Raw genomic sequence first — 14,764 nt, 5'->3', positions numbered from 1 at the left:
CGCTGCGCAGCGCTCCGATACGGAGATCGGCGGCGGCGGGCGTAGTGAAGACTGGGCGGCAGCAGGTAGTGATCGTGACTAGGGAGGCAGCGGGATGACACGCCCGATCACCGCAGGGGTCGACGGATCGCAGGAGAGCCTCGCGGCCCTCGCCTGGGCGGCGCGGGAGGCGGTACGGCGCGACCGGCCGCTGCGCGTGGTGCACGCCTGGCGGTTCCAGCCGCAGGAGGCGCTGGAAGCGGGGATCGAGGGGGACGCGGACAGCCAGGGCGAGTGGGTGCACAGCGCGGTGAGCGAGGCCGTCGGGACGGTCACCGAACGGCATCCGGACCTCGCGGTGACCACCGATGTCATCGAGGGCCCGGTGGCCGACACCCTGGTGGCCGCCGCGGCCGACGCCGAGACGCTGGTGCTCGGCTCGCGCGGGCACGGCCGCATCGTCGGCTTCCTGCTCGGCTCGGTCGGCCAGCAGGTGATCGCCGCGGCCACCCGGCCCGTGGTGCTCGTCCGGGCCGGCGACCAGCCCTCGTCCGAGGCCGCCGGGCGCGAGATCGTCGTCGGCCAGCAGGGCGACCCGGAGGACAGCGCCGAGGCGTTGCGCTTCGCCTTCGAGACGGCCGCCGCGCGCGGGGCGACCGTGCGGGTCGTCCGGGCCTGGAACCTGCCGCCCGTCTTCGCCTACAGCCCGGGCTCGCTGAAGCTCCTCGACGAGGCCGGCGGGCTGGAGCCGTACGAGAAGAAGAGCCTGGCCGCCGCCGTCCGGCCCTGGCGGGAGCGCTTCCCCGGCGTGCCGGTCGAGGAGCACGTGGAGATGGGCAGCGCGAGCCAGGTGCTGCTGTCGGTGGCCGGGACGGCCCAGCTGATGGTCGTCGGACGCCGGGCCCACCGCACGGCCGTCGGGGCCCGCATCGGCTCGGTGGCACACGGGATGCTGCACCACGCGGACTGCCCGGTGGCGGTGGTGCCGCACGCGTGAGGGCTCCGGCCCCTCACTCCGCCGTCGGCTGCAGCGTCTTGCGGGCCGTGGGCAGGATGTTCCGGATGTAGTCCTCGACCACCGCGTCGAGGCCGATGTCGTGCTGGGCCCGCTCGGACAGGTACCAGCGGTGTTCCAGGAGCTGGTGGTAGATCTCCGCCGGGTCCATCGCACCGCGCAGTTCGACGGGCACGGCCCGCACGGTCGGCCGGAACACCTCCCGCACCCAGCGGTGCGCCAGGACTTCAGGGCGGGCTCCGAGAGGATCGCCCGGCGCGTAGTCGTCCTGGGTCGCCATCCAGCTCTCCAGGTCGTTCAGCAGCCGCCGGGCCTGGTTCTCCTCCGTGTCGAGACCGGTCAGGCGCAGCAGCTGCCGCTGGTGGTGGCCCGCGTCGACGACCTTGGGCACGAAGCTGACCGTGTCGCCGTTCGAGGCGTGCTCGATCTGCATCTCGGCGACGTCGAACCCGAGGTCGTTCAGGCGGCGGATCCGGCGCTCTATGTAGTGGTACTTGCCGGCCGGGTAGACGGAGGCCCGGGTCAGTTCGTCCCACAGGCCGCGGTAGCGGGCGCAGATCTCCGTGCCGAACTCGATCGGGTCCACGGACGGGTGCAGTGCCCCCGACGCCTCCAGGTCCAGCAGCTCCCCGCTGATGTTCACGCGGGCGAGGTCGAGGTCGTACTCGCGCTGCCCCTGGCTGAGCTGCGGATGCAGGTCACCGGTCTCGGCGTCCACCAGGTAGGCGGCGTAGGCGCCCGCGTCGCGCCGGAAGAGGGTGTTCGACAGGGAGCAGTCGCCCCAGGCGAACCCGGCCAGGTGCAGTCGCACCAGGAGCACGGCGAGCGCGTCCATCAGCCGGTGCATGGTGGCCGGCCGCATGGTCGTCTCGAACATCGAGCGGTACGGCATCGAACCGCCCAGGTGCCGGGTGACCAGGACGCTCTCCAGCGGGGCCCCGCTCGCGTCGGTGCGGCCCGTGACCACGGCCAGCGGGTCCACCGACGGGATGCCGAGCCGGTCCAGGTCGCGCAGCATGTCGTACTCGCGCAGCGCCGGGCGCTCGGCCAGCTCCTTGACGGCGATCACCTCGTCGCCCGCCCGGGAGTAGCGCACCACGTGCCGGGAGATGCCGCGCGGCAGCGGCACGAGGTACTCCTCCGGCCACTCCTCCAGGGGGACGTCCCACGGCAGTTCCAGCAGGAGCGCGGGGTGCTCCGGGTTGGTCGCGCTGATCTGCAGTGCCATGGGCCGGGTGTCCTTGTCTCGCCGCCGATCGTCACATCAGATTAGAGGGCGCGTTCCCGGGCCCGGAGAGCGGCGTCCCGCACTGGCCCGCGGTGGACCGGCCCGTGCCCGGGGAGCAGCAGTTCGCCCTCCAGTTCCGCCAGGACGTCCAGGGAGGCCAGGGCGCGCGGCCGCTCGTGGTGGAACATGTCCGGCAGCAGCTGCGGCCCCTCGACCCGTGAGGTGGGGTGCCCGCTGACCAGGGCGTCCCCGGAGATCAGCACGCCGGTGCCGGGCAGGTGGTAGGCGCAGTGTCCGTCGGTGTGGCCGGGTGTGTGCACCGGCACAGGCCGCCCGGGCAGGTCCAGGGCGCCCGCCGCCGGGAACGCCTGCGGGGCCGTGACGGGGACGTGGTCCGTGCCGCCCGAGCGCAGGGCGTGCACCGCCCACGGCAGCACCCCCGGGCGCCAGCCGTTCTTCAGTACCGTGCCGATGGACACCTGGTGGAGGAACTCCCGGCGCGCGTGCGGCACTTCGGCCTCGTGCAGGTGGACGGGCGTGCCGTGGGCGGCGCGCAGGTACTCGGCGGATCCGAGGTGGTCGTTGTGCGCGTGCGTGATCAGGACGGCCGTGACCGCCTCCGGGGCGCTGCCGACCTCCGCGAGCGAGGCGAGGAGCTGCTCCCGGTCGCCGGGGTAGCCCGTGTCGACCAGCGTGACGGCGTCCCCTTCGGTGAGGATCACCCAGTTGGTGTTCGAACCGTGCACCAGGTAGGTGCCGTCCGCGACGTGCTGTATGCCTGCCCGCATGATCGCCCCGCGTTGTGTGGTCCGCTCCCGCTCCCGACGGGAGAAGGAAAGCAGACCCCGCGGCGGCCGGAACCGCCGGGTCCGGCCGAACGGGCCGCCGCGGCGGGGACGTTCGGGGCGGCGCGTCACCGCACGCCGTGCGGGCGGAACTGAATGCTGATGCGCGGCCCCGTCGCCCGCGTGCTCTTGGGGATCGCGTGCTCCCAGGTGCGCTGGCAGGAGCCGCCCATCACGACGAGGTCGCCATGGCCCAGCGGACGGCGGACGGTATCCCGGCCGCCCCCCACGGGGCGCAGCAGCAGGTCCCGGGGCGCTCCGACCGAGAGGATCGCGACCATCGTGTCCTCGCGCGCACCGCGCCCGATCCGGTCGCCGTGCCAGGCCACACTGTCCCGGCCGTCGCGGTAGTAGCACAGCCCGGCCGTGGCGAAGGGTTCGCCCAGCTCCTCGCCGTAGTGGGTGCTGAGTGCCTTCCGCGCCTCGGTCAGCACCGGGTGCGGCAGCGGGTCGTCCACGCCGTAGAAGGCGAGCAGGCGGGGGACGTCGACCACGTTGTCGTACATCTTGCGGCGCTCCGCCCGCCACGGGACCTCGGCCGCCAGGTGTTCGAACAGTACGTCCGAGCCGTTGAGCCACCCCGGCAGCACGTCGAGCCAGGCGCCGAAGCCGAGGTCGGTGCGGCTGATCCCGTCCAGAGGGCCGAGGCGCAGCTCGTCGGCCTGGTCGAAGAGGGAGCCCTGGAGGTGCATGAAACCAGCGTACCTCTGAATCGAATATGTGTTCCATGGGGGCTCGGCTCTTTCGATACAGTGATGTATCCAATACAGTCGCGTATCGAAAGGGGGCCGGGCATGGCTGTCCAGGGAAGCAGCGGGCGCGTGACGAGGCGCCGGGTCCACACCCGCGCCAACCTCCTCGACGCGGCGTTCTCCGTGTTCGCGGCCAAAGGCTTCGGGCACGTCTCGATCGAGGAGGTCTGCGAGGCCGCCGGCTACAGCAGGGGTGCCTTCTACTCCAACTTCTCCAGCCTCGACGAGCTGTTCTTCGCCCTCTACCGCCAGCGGGCCGATCTGATCGCCGAGCAGGTGTCCGGCGCCCTCGCCCTCGACGGGCCCGACCTCGACGTGCCCGCCGCCGTGGACCGCGTCACCGACGTGCTGCTCCTCGACCGTGACTGGCTCCTGGTGAAGACGGATTTCCTCGTGCACGCCGCCCGCGACCCCGAGGTCGCACGGGGCCTGCTCGAACACCGCGCGCGGCTGCGGCAGGCCATCGCCGACCGGCTCGGCCGGGCCCGCGGACACACCGCATTGCCCGCGGTCCTGGGCGACGCCGACGGCGCCGCCCGTGCCGTGGTCGCCGCGTACGACGGCGTCACCACGCAACTTCTGCTGGACCGGGACGTCGAGCACGCCCGCGCCTGGCTGAAGCAACTGCTCACGGCCCTGCTGACCGATGGCAGCGGCACCCTCGCCCACACGAAGAACTGAAGAAGGGAACGGTCGCCATGGATGCCGATGTCATCGTCGTCGGAGCGGGTCTCGCCGGTCTGGTCGCGGCGCACGAGCTGACCAGCAGGGGCCGGCGGGTCGCCCTCGTCGACCAGGAGAACGCGGGCAACCTCGGCGGCCAGGCCTTCTGGTCCTTCGGCGGGCTGTTCCTCGTCGGCTCGCCCGAACAGCGGCGCCTGGGCATCAAGGACTCCTTCGACCTCGCCTGGAGCGACTGGCGCGGCAGTGCGGGCTTCGACCGGCTGGAGGACGAGGACTCCTGGGCCGTGCGCTGGGCCCGCGCCTACGTCGAGTTCGCCGCGGGGGAGAAGCGGTCCTGGCTCGACGGGCACGGCATCACGTTCCTGCCCACCGTCGGCTGGGCCGAGCGAGGCGACCTCACGGCACACGGGCACGGCAACTCCGTGCCCCGCTTCCACGTCGCCTGGGGCACCGGCACGGGCGTCGTCGAACCGTTCGTGCGGTACGCCAAGCAGGCCGCCCGCGACGGCCTGCTCACCTTCCACCACCGTCACCGCGTCGACGCGCTCAACGTCGAGGGCGGCACCGCCCGGGGCGTGCGCGGCACGGTCCTGGCCGAGGACCCCTCACCCCGGGGCGTCGCCTCCAGCCGCGACGCGGTCGGCGAGTTCGAACTCACCGCCCAGGCCGTCATCGTCACCAGCGGCGGCATCGGAGCGAACCACGACATCGTCCGCCGCTACTGGCCCGAACGCCTCGGCACCCCGCCGCGCGAGATGGTCACCGGCGTCCCCGCCTACGTGGACGGGCGGATGCTCGACATCAGCGCCGAGGCGGGCGTCCGGCTGGTCAACCGCGACCGCATGTGGCACTACACGGAGGGCCTGCAGAACTGGGACCCGATCTGGCCCGGCCACGGCATCCGCATCCTGCCCGGACCGTCCTCGATGTGGTTCGACGCCCTCGGCCGCCGCCTGCCCGGGCCCTTCCTGCCCGGCTACGACACCCTCGGCACGCTGAAACACCTGCGTACCACCGAGGACATCGCCGGCTACGACCACTCCTGGTTCATCCTCTCGCAGAAGATCATCGAGAAGGAGTTCGCCCTGTCGGGCTCCGAGCAGAACCCCGACATCACCGCCAAGGACCGCGCCGGATTCCTCAAGGAACGCATCCTCGGCAAGGGCGCGCCCGGACCGGTCGACGCGTTCCTGCGCAAGGGCGCCGACTTCGTGACCGCCTCCACCGTCGAGCAGCTCGTCGCGAAGATGAACGAACTCACCGACAAGCCGCTCCTCGACGCGGCCGGCATCAAGCGCCAGATCGAGGCCCGCGACCTGCAGATCGCCAACCCCTACGCCAAGGACGCCCAGGTGCAGGGCATCCGCAACGCCCGCCGCTACATCGGCGACCGCCTCGGCCGGGTCGCCACCCCGCACCGCATCCTCGACCCGGCGGCCGGGCCGCTGATCGGCGTCAAACTGCACATCCTCACCCGCAAGACCCTCGGCGGCATCCAGACCGATCTCGACTCCCGTGCCCTCGGGACCGACGGCAAGCCGGTCGAGGGGCTGTACGCGGCCGGTGAGGTCGCCGGATTCGGCGGCGGCGGTGTCCACGGCTACAACGCCCTGGAGGGCACCTTCCTCGGCGGCTGCCTCTTCTCGGGGCGGGCGGCGGGCCGGGCGGCGGCCCAGCAGACCGCCTGACCTCGCCGGACGGCCCGTCTCACGCCTGGAGGAGGCGGGCCAGTACCGTCGCGTGGCTCTCCTGCGGCGTCTTCGAAGCGGTCAGCAGCGTCACGTCCCCCTTCCGCAGCAGTGCGCGCACGCCGTCGAGGGCCTCGGCGGCCTCGTCGGCGGCGAGCTCCGCCTCGTACCGCTCGGCGAACTCCTCGTACGAGCCCCCGCCCGCGTGGTACCAGCGCCGCAGCTCCGTCGACGGGGTGACCGCCTTCGGCCACTCGTCCACCCGCGCCGCGTCCTTCGCCAGCCCGCGCGGCCACAGCCGGTCGACCAGGACCCGCACCCCGTCCTCCGGCTCGGCAGGATCGTAGACACGGCGCACGCGCACGCTCATGGTCGGCTCCTCTTCTCGGCGCTCCGGGGGTGCCGCGAGCCTAACCCCGGCCGGGTGTCCGCACCGCCCGGAGCCGGACGACCGGTTCCGCTCGTGCCGGGCGGGTACTCCGTCCGCCTGAACACGCCGGGGAAGGAGGTCATGACATGAATGCCCCCGACGACCTGCGGCTCGTGCGCACACTCGACGAACTCGCCGAGCTCGTGGAACGCCACCGGAACCTGTACGTCCGCTGGTCGCGCGGCCCGGAGATCGATCTCCGCAAGGTGTCCAGCACCGATGATCTGACGGGGGTGTCCCTGCCGGGGCTGTCCGCCAGCCCCCTCGGCGTCGAGGAGTGGTGGGAGGACCGGCCGGTCCGCGTGTGGGTGGCCCGCCGCCTGCACGACTACGCCCATCTTCCGCACGACAAGGGGCCGGGAGTCCACCCCTGGGTGCTCGCCGGCAAGGAGGCCGCCCGCGGCCCCGACAACGAACCGCTGGTCACCGACGTCCGCCCGCTGTGCCGGATCGACCCGAAGGCCATCGACGAGGCGAAGGCGGAGGTGGCCCGGCAGGGAAACCCCTGGGGACCGCTGCGGCGCAGCTGAGTCCCCAGGGGTGGTGGCCGGTGTCAGCCGGAGCGGCGGCGGGCGGCCGTGCGGCGCTTCAGCGCACGCCGTTCGTTCTCGCTCGTCCCGCCCCACACGCCGATGGACTGACCCGTGTCCAGGGCCCATTGCAGGCACTGCTCCTGCACCGGGCAGCGCCGTCGGCACACCGCCTTGGCCTGTTCGGTCTGCAGCAGAGCCGGGCCGGAGGTGCCGATCGGGAAGAAGAGCTCGGGGTCCTCGTGCCGACAGGCAGCGTGGTCTCGCCAGTTGTCCATCGAAGTCACCTGCATCGCAGTAGAAACGTGCTCTCTCGGATGCTTACTCCTCTTCGGGTCACCTGTCGATGGTTCGTGAAACAGGGCGTTCCCGGACAGTCCTTCACTGCTCCCGCATGCCCCAGGGGGAGCCGTAGTCCGTCAGCAGGTCCAGGAAGGGCCGCGCCGGGAAGGCCTCCGGGCCGAGGACACCCGCACCGGACCAGGCGCCCGTCGCCAGGAGTTCGAGCGCGACCACGGGGTTGACCGCGGTCTGCCAGACCACGGCCTGGGAGCCGTACTCCGTCATGGACCACTGGTTGTCGACCACGTGGTAGAGGTACACCTCGCGGGGCTCGCCGTCCTTCACGCCCTTCACCCAGGTGCCCGCGCACGTCTTGCCGTGCATCCGCTCGCCGAGCGTCGCCGGGTCGGGCAGGCACGCGGCGACCACGTCCCGGGGCGAGACCTTCACCGGCCCGTCCGGCCCGGGCACGGTCACCGGGTCGGTGCGGTCCAGGCCCAGCAGGTGCAGCGTCTTCAGCGTTTCGACGAACTCCCGGCCGAGACCGTACTTGAAGGTCACCCGGCGGGCGTCGACCCAGCGCGGGACGAGCAGCACCTCCTCGTGCTCCACGTTGACGCACTCGACCGGGCCGATGCCCTCGGGGAAGTCGAAGACCTCGGGCTCGCTGAAGGGCTCGGTGGTGAACCAGCCCGTGCCCGTCTCGTAGACGACCGGCGGGTTGAGGCACTCCTCGATGGTGGTCCAGATGCTGAAGGAGGGCGCGAAGTCGTAACCGTCGACGGTCAGGTTCGCGCCGTCACGGATGCCGATCTCCTCGATCTCGTCGAAGAGTTCGTCGGCGGCGTGCCGCGCGAAGACGTCCGACAGGCCCGGCTCCACGCCCATGCCGACGAGGGCCAGCAGCCCTTCCTTCTCCCAGTCGGCGGCCTGGGCGAACTGCTCGTCGCCGAGCTTGACCCCGCACTCCTCGTACGGCCGCTCGGCATGCGGGCGGGACAGCGACATCGCCATGTCGAGATAGGTGGCGCCCGCGGTGCGGGCGGCGCGGAACAGCGGCATCACGAAGCGGGGGTCGGTGGCGTTGAGGAGGACGTCGCAACGGTGCCGGGCGAGCAGGCGGGTCACCGCCGCCTCGTCGCCCGCGTCCACCTGCTCGGCGGTGAACCGCGGATCGCCCTCCAGCGCCGCGACCGCGGCCTCGGCCCGAGCCGGGTCGTAGTCGGCCACCACCATGGCCTCGAAGAACGGCCTCCGGGCCGCGATCCGGGTGATCGCCCCGCCCACACCACCGGCACCCACGAGCAGTACACGCATGACAGAAACTCCCTATTTGCGAAGAACGCGACGCGTCCTTGAGGGAGATGAAACGCCGCCCCCTGTCATAAGGTCAATGGCGTTGGCATAAGGACCGGGGCCGGTCCCCGGGGAGGGAGCCCGCCGTGCCCAAGCCCGTGGTGCCCGAGGAGAAACGCCGCCGGCGCAGGCCCACCAAGAGCGGCACCGTGCTGTCCGAGGAACTGATCGTCGAGACCGCGCTGCGCATGCTGCGCGAACACGGCAGCGCGGGACTGACCGCCCGCCGGCTCGGCCTCGCCCTGGACGCCGACCCGAGCACGCTCTACCGCTACTTCCGGGGCATGGACGACCTGACCCTCGCCATCGGCGACGCGCTCATCGGCCAAGCCCTTCAGGGCTGGCGGCCCACGGGGGAGTGGCGGGCGGACCTGCGGTCCTTCGGACTGCGCATCCACGCCGCGTATCTCGCCCATCCGCAGGCGGCCCTGCTGACCACGAACCGGGTCACGGGCCGGGCCCACGAGCTGGCCGCCGACGAAGCCGTCCTGGACGTCCTGCGCACGGCCGGGTTCCCGCTGCCCGACACCGTGCGCATCTACCACGCCTTCATCGACCAGACCCTGGCCTTCGCCGCCCTGGACGCCGCCTCCCTGGCCCTGCCCAGCGACTCGCTGCACGCCGACGAGGACATGTGGCGCTCGACGTACGCCCGCCTGCCCGCCACGACCCACCCGCGCATCGCCGAGGCCGCGCCGCTACTCGCGACCCGCATGCTCACCAGCGCCTATCCGGCGGCCCTGGAGATGCTGCTGGACAGCGCGGCGGCCCGGCTGGAGGCCGTCCGGGACTGAACCGTCAGGGCCGCAGCGCCTGCGCCGCCGTCGCCGTCACCGTCTCGGCGACCTGCGCCAGCGCGGGGGAGTCGAGCTTCCACTGCTGCCAGTACAGCGGCACGTCGACCGTGCGGCCCGGAGCGAAGCCGACGAGCCGGCCCTCGTCCAGCAACGGATCCGCCTGGGGTTCCGGCACCAGACCCCAGCCCAGACCGGCGGCCACGGCCTCGACGAAGCCCTCCGAGGTCGGCACGTAGTGCCGCAGCGCGCTCGCGCCGCTCCGCCCCCGGGTGAGCCGCCGGACGAAGCCGTCCTGGAAGTCGTCGCGCCGGTCGAAGACCACCACGGGCACCTCCTTCAGCGTCTGTGCCAGGGGTGCGCCGAGGTACCGCGCGGCGAAGCCCGCCGCGGCCACGGGGAGGTAGCGCATCCGCCCGAGCGACCGGACCGAGCAGCCCGGCACGGGATCCGGAGACGAGGTCACCGCCGCCATCACGGTGCCCTCCCGCAGCAGGGCCGCCGTGTGGTCCTCGTCCTCGCGGCGCAGCTCGAAAAAGAGCCGGAGCTCCTCCGGAACGCGTGCGAGGACGGGCAGGAACCAGGTGGCCAGCGAGTCCGCGTTCACCGCCACGGACACCCGGGTGGGCTCCCCGTCGCCGCTCAGCCCGAGCTCCGCGTACGCGTCGTGCTCCAGCCGCGCCACCTGGCGGGCCAGCCGCACCAGCACCTCACCCGACTCGGTCGGCCGCACCGGCTTCGTCCGCAGCAGCAGGACCCGGCCCGTGCGCTGCTCCAGCGCCTTCACCCGCTGGCTGATCGCCGACGGCGTCACATGCAGCGCGGCCGCCGCCGCGTCGAAGGTGCCCTCGTCCACGACGGCGAGCAGGGTCCGCACCTGATCCAGCGGCAGATCCGTCATCATCACGCCTGCTAATGATACGTAAGAATCTTTAGCTGGACCCCACGCCTGGTGCCTCCCTAGCGTCGACGCCATGACCAGCACCTTCACCGCCGGCGCCGCCGGTTTCGGCACCGGCCTGTCCCTCATCGTCGCCATCGGAGCCCAGAACGCCTTCGTCCTGCGCCAGGGCATCCGCCGCCAGGCCGTCCTCGCCGTGGTCGCCATCTGCGCCCTGTCGGACGCGGCGCTCATCGCACTCGGGGTCGGCGGGGTCGGCGCGGTGGTGGTGCGGTGGCCGGGCGCGCTGACCGCGGTCGGCTGGATCGGCGGCGCGTTCCTGCTGGTCTACGGTGCCCTGGCCGCCCGCCGGGTGTTCCGGCCCGGCGGTGAGGCGCTGCGGACGGAGGGGGAGGCGGCCGGATCGGTGCGCCGGGCCGTCCTCACCTGCCTGGCGATGACCTGGCTGAATCCCCACGTCTACCTCGACACCGTGTTCCTGCTGGGCTCCGTCGCCGCCGACCACGGTTCCCTGCGCTGGACGTTCGGCCTCGGCGCGGTGCTGGCCAGCCTGTGCTGGTTCACCGCCCTCGGGTTCGGCGCCCGGATGCTCGGCCGGTTCCTCGCCAAGCCGGCCGCCTGGCGCGTCCTGGACGGCCTGGTCGCCGCCACCATGATCGTGCTGGGTGCCGTACTGATCGCCGGAAGCTGAGACCGGCCGCCGGCACGGCCGCGACGGGTGCGATAGTGATCCCCGCCCGGAAAGATGTAGCGAGCATCGAGGAAGCGGCGCGTGGACGCGAGCGAGAGCACGACCGAAGAGCGGGAGCCCGGACCTCAGCCGCCCCGGCGGCGCGGCCGGCGGCGCTGGGCCATGGACACCCGTCCTCTGCGCCGCCCCGCCTACCGGCGACTGTGGGGCTCGACCATCGTCACGGCCGTCGGCAGCCAGCTCACCGCCGTCGCCGTTCCCAAGCAGATCTACGACATCACCGGCTCCTCGGCCTGGGTCGGCGCCGCGAGCCTGGCCGGGCTCGTGCCCCTGATCGTGTTCGCACTGTGGGGCGGGGCGATCGCCGACGCCATGGACCGGCGCAGACTGCTGCTGATCACCAACAGCGGCATCGCCGTCACCTCGCTGCTGTTCTGGCTCCAGGCCTTCGTGGGACTGGAGTCGGTGGGTGCGCTCATGCTGCTGCTCGCCGTGCAGCAGGCCTTCTGGGGGCTGAACGCGCCGGCCCGCAACGCCTCCATAGCCCGGCTGGTCCCCGAGGACGAACTGCCCGCCGCGAACGCCCTCGGCTCGACCGTGATGCAGACCGGGCAGGTGGCGGGCCCCCTGCTCGCCGGTGCCCTCATCCCCGTCATCGGGCTGCCCGAGCTGTACCTCATCGACGCCCTGGCCCTGTGCGTGACGGTGTGGGCGGTCCACCGGCTGCCGTCGCTGCCGCCCCGGGCCGGCACGGCGGTGCGGCGCGCGGGCGTGAAGGAGATCGCCGCCGGTTTCCGCTACGTCTCCGGGCACACCGTGCTGCTGCTGTCGTTCCTCGCCGACATCGTCGCGATGGTCCTCGGCATGCCCCGCGCCCTGTTCCCGCAGCTCGCTTCCCAGACCTACGCCCCGTACGGCGAAGGCCTCGCGCTGGGCCTGCTGTTCGCGGCGATCCCCGTCGGTGCCGTCCTGGGCGGGCTGTTCTCCGGGACCTTCTCCCGGGCCCGCCGGCACGGCTGGATGGTCATCGGGGCGGTCGTCGCCTGGGGGGTGGCCATCACCGGCTTCGGACTGAGCCGCAACCTGTGGGTCGCGGTGGCCTTCCTCGCCCTGGCCGGGGTGGCCGACATGGTCTCCATGGTCTTCCGCGGGGCGATCCTGCTGTCCGCCGCCACCGACGAGATGCGTGGGCGCATGCAGGGCGTCTTCACCGTCGTCGTGGCGGGCGGCCCGCGCCTGGCCGACGTGCTGCACGGCACCGCGGGATCCGCCTTCGGACCCCGCACCGCCGTCGCGGGCGGCGGACTCCTGGTCGTCGCGGTGATGCTGGTGCTGGCCGCCGCCGTACCGGCGCTGCGGCGCTACCGCGTCTGACGCGTCACAGGGCTCCGCGCCGGTGCAGCGTGTACTGCTCCATCAGCTTGCCCCGGGTCATCTCCAGCCGGTGCGCGAGCACCTCGGCGACATTGCGCACCAGCATCATCCCCAGCTCCGGATCCTCGTGGCACAGCCCCAGCACGGCCTGCGCGTCGAACTCATAGGCCCGTACCGGGCTGAACGCCACCGCGCCGAAGTCCCAGGTGTACGGCGGGAACAGCCAGGACCAGCCGAGCAGGTCGCCCGCGCCCAGGCTGGCCACGGTCACCCGTCGCAGGGAGTTCACCTGCTGGTCCAGCGAGACGGCGCCCGAGCGGATCACCCAGAAGCGGTCGGCCCTGCCGTCCGCCTCGAAGATCCGTGCGTCCTCCGGGAAGGACACCTCCCGGGCGAGGGTCATGAGACGCTGCCGCTGGGGCGGAGGCAGGGCGGTCAGGAGTTTGATCGCTTTGGTCATGCGGAGCTCCTCGCCGGGCGGTCGACTGCGGTGCTGTCCCTACAGCCATTTCAGCCGCTGCCGGGGCCGTGGGCACCTCGGCGTACGCGACTTCTTGCGACGGCCCGTCCGGGCATGAAAAAGCCCTGGCTGGACGGGGGAGACCAGCCAGGGCCGTAAGCGGTGGCGCACGGAGGACGGGGGGTCGACTCCGTCACCACGTATGAATGAACCGTAAACCATCTGGGCGGTGGGTGCGCCCCGAGGACCGGGTGGCGTGACCTGTTTCACCCTGGGGTGTCACTTCACGAGCACGCGGACCGTCTCCAGTTCCGGGTCCTCCGGGTCCGGCAGGTGCATGCCCGCGTCCAGCCCCGTCCGCAAGTACGCCAGCACCGGCTCGGTCAGGCGCTCACCCGGGAGGACCGCGGGGATGCCGGGGGGATAGGGCGTGATCATCTCGGCCGCGACCCGCCCGGCCGCTTCGGACACCGGCACGCTCTCGGCCGGCCCGAAGAACGCGTCCCGGGGCAGCACCGCCTGTTCCATCCGCAGCTCCGGCGGCGACGGCACCTCCACCTTCGGCGCCCTGGGCAGGTCGCCGGCCGCCCGGGCGAGGTCCCGCAGCGCCTCCAGCAGCTCCCCGGTGGTCTCCCGGTCGTCGCCGTGGGTGATCTGGGCGCCGATGCGGCGGTGATCCACCAGATGCGCGTCGATGTGCCGGTGCTCGCGCAGCCAGTCCGCCGCCTGGAAACCCGTGATCCCGAGGCCGGTGAGGTCGATGACGCCGGGCAGCGGGTCGAGGTCGTCGGCCAGGCCCGGGCCGCAGAAGTCGCTCCGGTCGTTGACGTGCAGCCCGTCGATCTCCTCGATGGCGGCCCGGACCTCGGCGGCGAGCTCCAGCGCACCGCCCATCAGCTCCTTGCCGTGCAGCGCCATCTGCCGCCGCCAGCCGTCCAGGCCGGCGAAGATCAGCACCGAGGGGCTGGTGGTGCCCAGCAGGTCCGCGCGCATGCCCAGCAGCTCCGGCGGCACCAGGTCGCCCTGGAGGTGGAAGACCGAGCCCTGCTCCAGGCCGCTGCCCATCTTGTGGATGCTCGTCACGCAGATGTCCGCGCCCGCGTCCATCGCCCACGACGGCAGGTCCGGGTGGAACGGCAGATGCGCGCCCCACGCCTCGTCGACGATGAGCGGCCGCGAGCGCCGGTGACAGACATCGGCGATCGCCCGCAGATCCGCGCAGCCGCCGTAGGGCGTGGGACTCGTGACCAGCGCGCCGCGCGCGTCCGGATGCGCGTCGAAGGCCCGGTCGAACTCCTCGGCGGACGGGGGATGGGCCAGGTTCCGCTCGGCGTCCCACCGGGGCTCGACCCAGACGGGCTCGATGCCGGAGATGATCAGCCCCGCCACCACCGACTTGTGGGCGTCGCGGCCGACCAGCAGCTTCTCGTGCGGGCCCGCGACCGACAGCATCGCGGCCTTCACCGAAAGGGAACTCCCGCAGGTGCTGAAGTAGGTGTGCTCGGCGTGTACCGCGTCGGCCATCAGCTCCTGGGCGCGTTGCAGCACCCGGCCCCGGGTGAGCCGGTCGTCCAGACCGCCCGAGGCCAGCACGTCCCCGAGGAACACCGCGTCACCGAGGATCTCCCGGACCGCCGGATCCGCCCCGCGGGCCTGCTTGTGCCCGGGCGGCGTGAACGACAGATGCCCCTTGCGTCGGTACTCGTCCAGGGCGTCCAGAACCGGTGCTCGCGTGTGGTCGGCTGTCATGCGCAC

The 14,764-nt window shown here is 72.5% G+C and carries 16 protein-coding genes; 7 read left to right on the top strand and 9 right to left on the bottom strand.

Features of this window, described 5'->3' with window-relative positions; genetic code table 11:
• The first annotated feature begins 94 nt into the window (after nt 1-94).
• Complete coding sequence (locus OO68_RS18005; protein WP_033309404.1) at nt 95-976, top strand: universal stress protein; 882 nt, start codon at nt 95-97, stop codon at nt 974-976.
• 13 nt (nt 977-989) lie between these two features.
• On the opposite strand, the gene OO68_RS18000 is transcribed toward OO68_RS18005, so the two are convergent.
• The 3 genes from OO68_RS18000 to OO68_RS17990 form a co-directional block, all read right to left on the bottom strand.
• Nucleotides 990-2,222 (bottom strand): DUF4032 domain-containing protein, encoded by a 1,233-nt coding sequence (locus tag OO68_RS18000; RefSeq protein WP_033309403.1) that lies wholly within the window; start codon nt 2,220-2,222, stop codon nt 990-992.
• A 41-nt stretch (nt 2,223-2,263) separates the two neighbouring features.
• Nucleotides 2,264-3,010 carry an MBL fold metallo-hydrolase gene (locus OO68_RS17995; protein ID WP_033309402.1) on the bottom strand — a complete coding sequence of 249 codons (747 nt, stop codon included), beginning with the start codon at nt 3,008-3,010 and terminating at the stop codon, nt 2,264-2,266.
• A 125-nt stretch (nt 3,011-3,135) separates the two neighbouring features.
• Nucleotides 3,136-3,759, bottom strand: a complete 624-nt coding sequence (locus OO68_RS17990; protein WP_033309401.1) for an alpha-ketoglutarate-dependent dioxygenase AlkB — start codon at nt 3,757-3,759, stop codon at nt 3,136-3,138.
• 102 nt (nt 3,760-3,861) lie between these two features.
• On the opposite strand from OO68_RS17990, the gene OO68_RS17985 reads away from it, so the two are divergent.
• Both OO68_RS17985 and OO68_RS17980 read left to right on the top strand, forming a co-directional pair.
• Nucleotides 3,862-4,500, top strand: coding sequence for a TetR/AcrR family transcriptional regulator (locus OO68_RS17985; protein ID WP_033309400.1), 639 nt, complete (start codon nt 3,862-3,864; stop codon nt 4,498-4,500).
• Nucleotides 4,501-4,517: 17 nt separating this feature from the next.
• Nucleotides 4,518-6,191, top strand: a complete 1,674-nt coding sequence (locus OO68_RS17980; protein WP_033309399.1) for an FAD-binding dehydrogenase — start codon at nt 4,518-4,520, stop codon at nt 6,189-6,191.
• Between the two features lie 19 nt (nt 6,192-6,210).
• On the opposite strand, the gene OO68_RS17975 is transcribed toward OO68_RS17980, so the two are convergent.
• A complete protein-coding gene (locus tag OO68_RS17975) occupies nt 6,211-6,561 on the bottom strand; it encodes a DUF488 domain-containing protein (RefSeq protein ID WP_033309398.1) in 351 nt (116 codons plus the stop codon).
• A gap of 146 nt (nt 6,562-6,707) precedes the next feature.
• Between OO68_RS17975 and OO68_RS17970 the strand changes: the two genes are divergently transcribed.
• On the top strand, nt 6,708-7,151 hold the full coding sequence (locus OO68_RS17970; protein ID WP_033309397.1) for a DUF6098 family protein: 444 nt from the start codon (nt 6,708-6,710) through the stop codon (nt 7,149-7,151).
• Between the two features lie 23 nt (nt 7,152-7,174).
• On the opposite strand, the gene OO68_RS17965 is transcribed toward OO68_RS17970, so the two are convergent.
• Entirely contained in the window at nt 7,175-7,429 is a 255-nt protein-coding gene (locus OO68_RS17965; RefSeq protein ID WP_030844076.1) for a WhiB family transcriptional regulator, read from the bottom strand.
• Nucleotides 7,430-7,532: 103 nt separating this feature from the next.
• Entirely contained in the window at nt 7,533-8,750 is a 1,218-nt protein-coding gene (locus tag OO68_RS17960) for a saccharopine dehydrogenase family protein (RefSeq protein ID WP_033309396.1), read from the bottom strand.
• Nucleotides 8,751-8,875: 125 nt separating this feature from the next.
• On the opposite strand from OO68_RS17960, the gene OO68_RS17955 reads away from it, so the two are divergent.
• Nucleotides 8,876-9,583 carry a TetR/AcrR family transcriptional regulator gene (locus tag OO68_RS17955; RefSeq protein ID WP_033309395.1) on the top strand — a complete coding sequence of 236 codons (708 nt, stop codon included), beginning with the start codon at nt 8,876-8,878 and terminating at the stop codon, nt 9,581-9,583.
• Nucleotides 9,584-9,587: 4 nt separating this feature from the next.
• On the opposite strand, the gene OO68_RS17950 is transcribed toward OO68_RS17955, so the two are convergent.
• On the bottom strand, nt 9,588-10,487 hold the full coding sequence (locus tag OO68_RS17950) for a LysR family transcriptional regulator ArgP (RefSeq protein ID WP_033309394.1): 900 nt from the start codon (nt 10,485-10,487) through the stop codon (nt 9,588-9,590).
• Nucleotides 10,488-10,557: 70 nt separating this feature from the next.
• Here OO68_RS17950 and OO68_RS17945 point away from each other — a divergent pair, with 70 nt between their 5' ends.
• Both OO68_RS17945 and OO68_RS17940 read left to right on the top strand, forming a co-directional pair.
• Nucleotides 10,558-11,175, top strand: a complete 618-nt coding sequence (locus OO68_RS17945; RefSeq protein ID WP_033309393.1) for a LysE/ArgO family amino acid transporter — start codon at nt 10,558-10,560, stop codon at nt 11,173-11,175.
• 81 nt (nt 11,176-11,256) lie between these two features.
• Nucleotides 11,257-12,549 (top strand): MFS transporter, encoded by a 1,293-nt coding sequence (locus tag OO68_RS17940; protein ID WP_033309392.1) that lies wholly within the window; start codon nt 11,257-11,259, stop codon nt 12,547-12,549.
• Between the two features lie 4 nt (nt 12,550-12,553).
• Here OO68_RS17940 and OO68_RS17935 read toward each other — a convergent pair whose 3' ends face one another.
• Nucleotides 12,554-13,009: a cyclic nucleotide-binding domain-containing protein gene (locus OO68_RS17935; protein ID WP_033309391.1), complete on the bottom strand. Its 456-nt coding sequence runs from the start codon at nt 13,007-13,009 to the stop codon at nt 12,554-12,556.
• Between the two features lie 279 nt (nt 13,010-13,288).
• Nucleotides 13,289-14,758: an aminotransferase class I/II-fold pyridoxal phosphate-dependent enzyme gene (locus tag OO68_RS17930; RefSeq protein ID WP_033309390.1), complete on the bottom strand. Its 1,470-nt coding sequence runs from the start codon at nt 14,756-14,758 to the stop codon at nt 13,289-13,291.
• Nucleotides 14,759-14,764: the final 6 nt, after the last annotated feature.

The organism is Streptomyces iakyrus (assembly GCF_000717055.1).
Lineage (GTDB): Bacteria > Actinomycetota > Actinomycetes > Streptomycetales > Streptomycetaceae > Streptomyces > Streptomyces iakyrus.
This window is presented reverse-complemented; position numbering and strand designations above follow the sequence as displayed.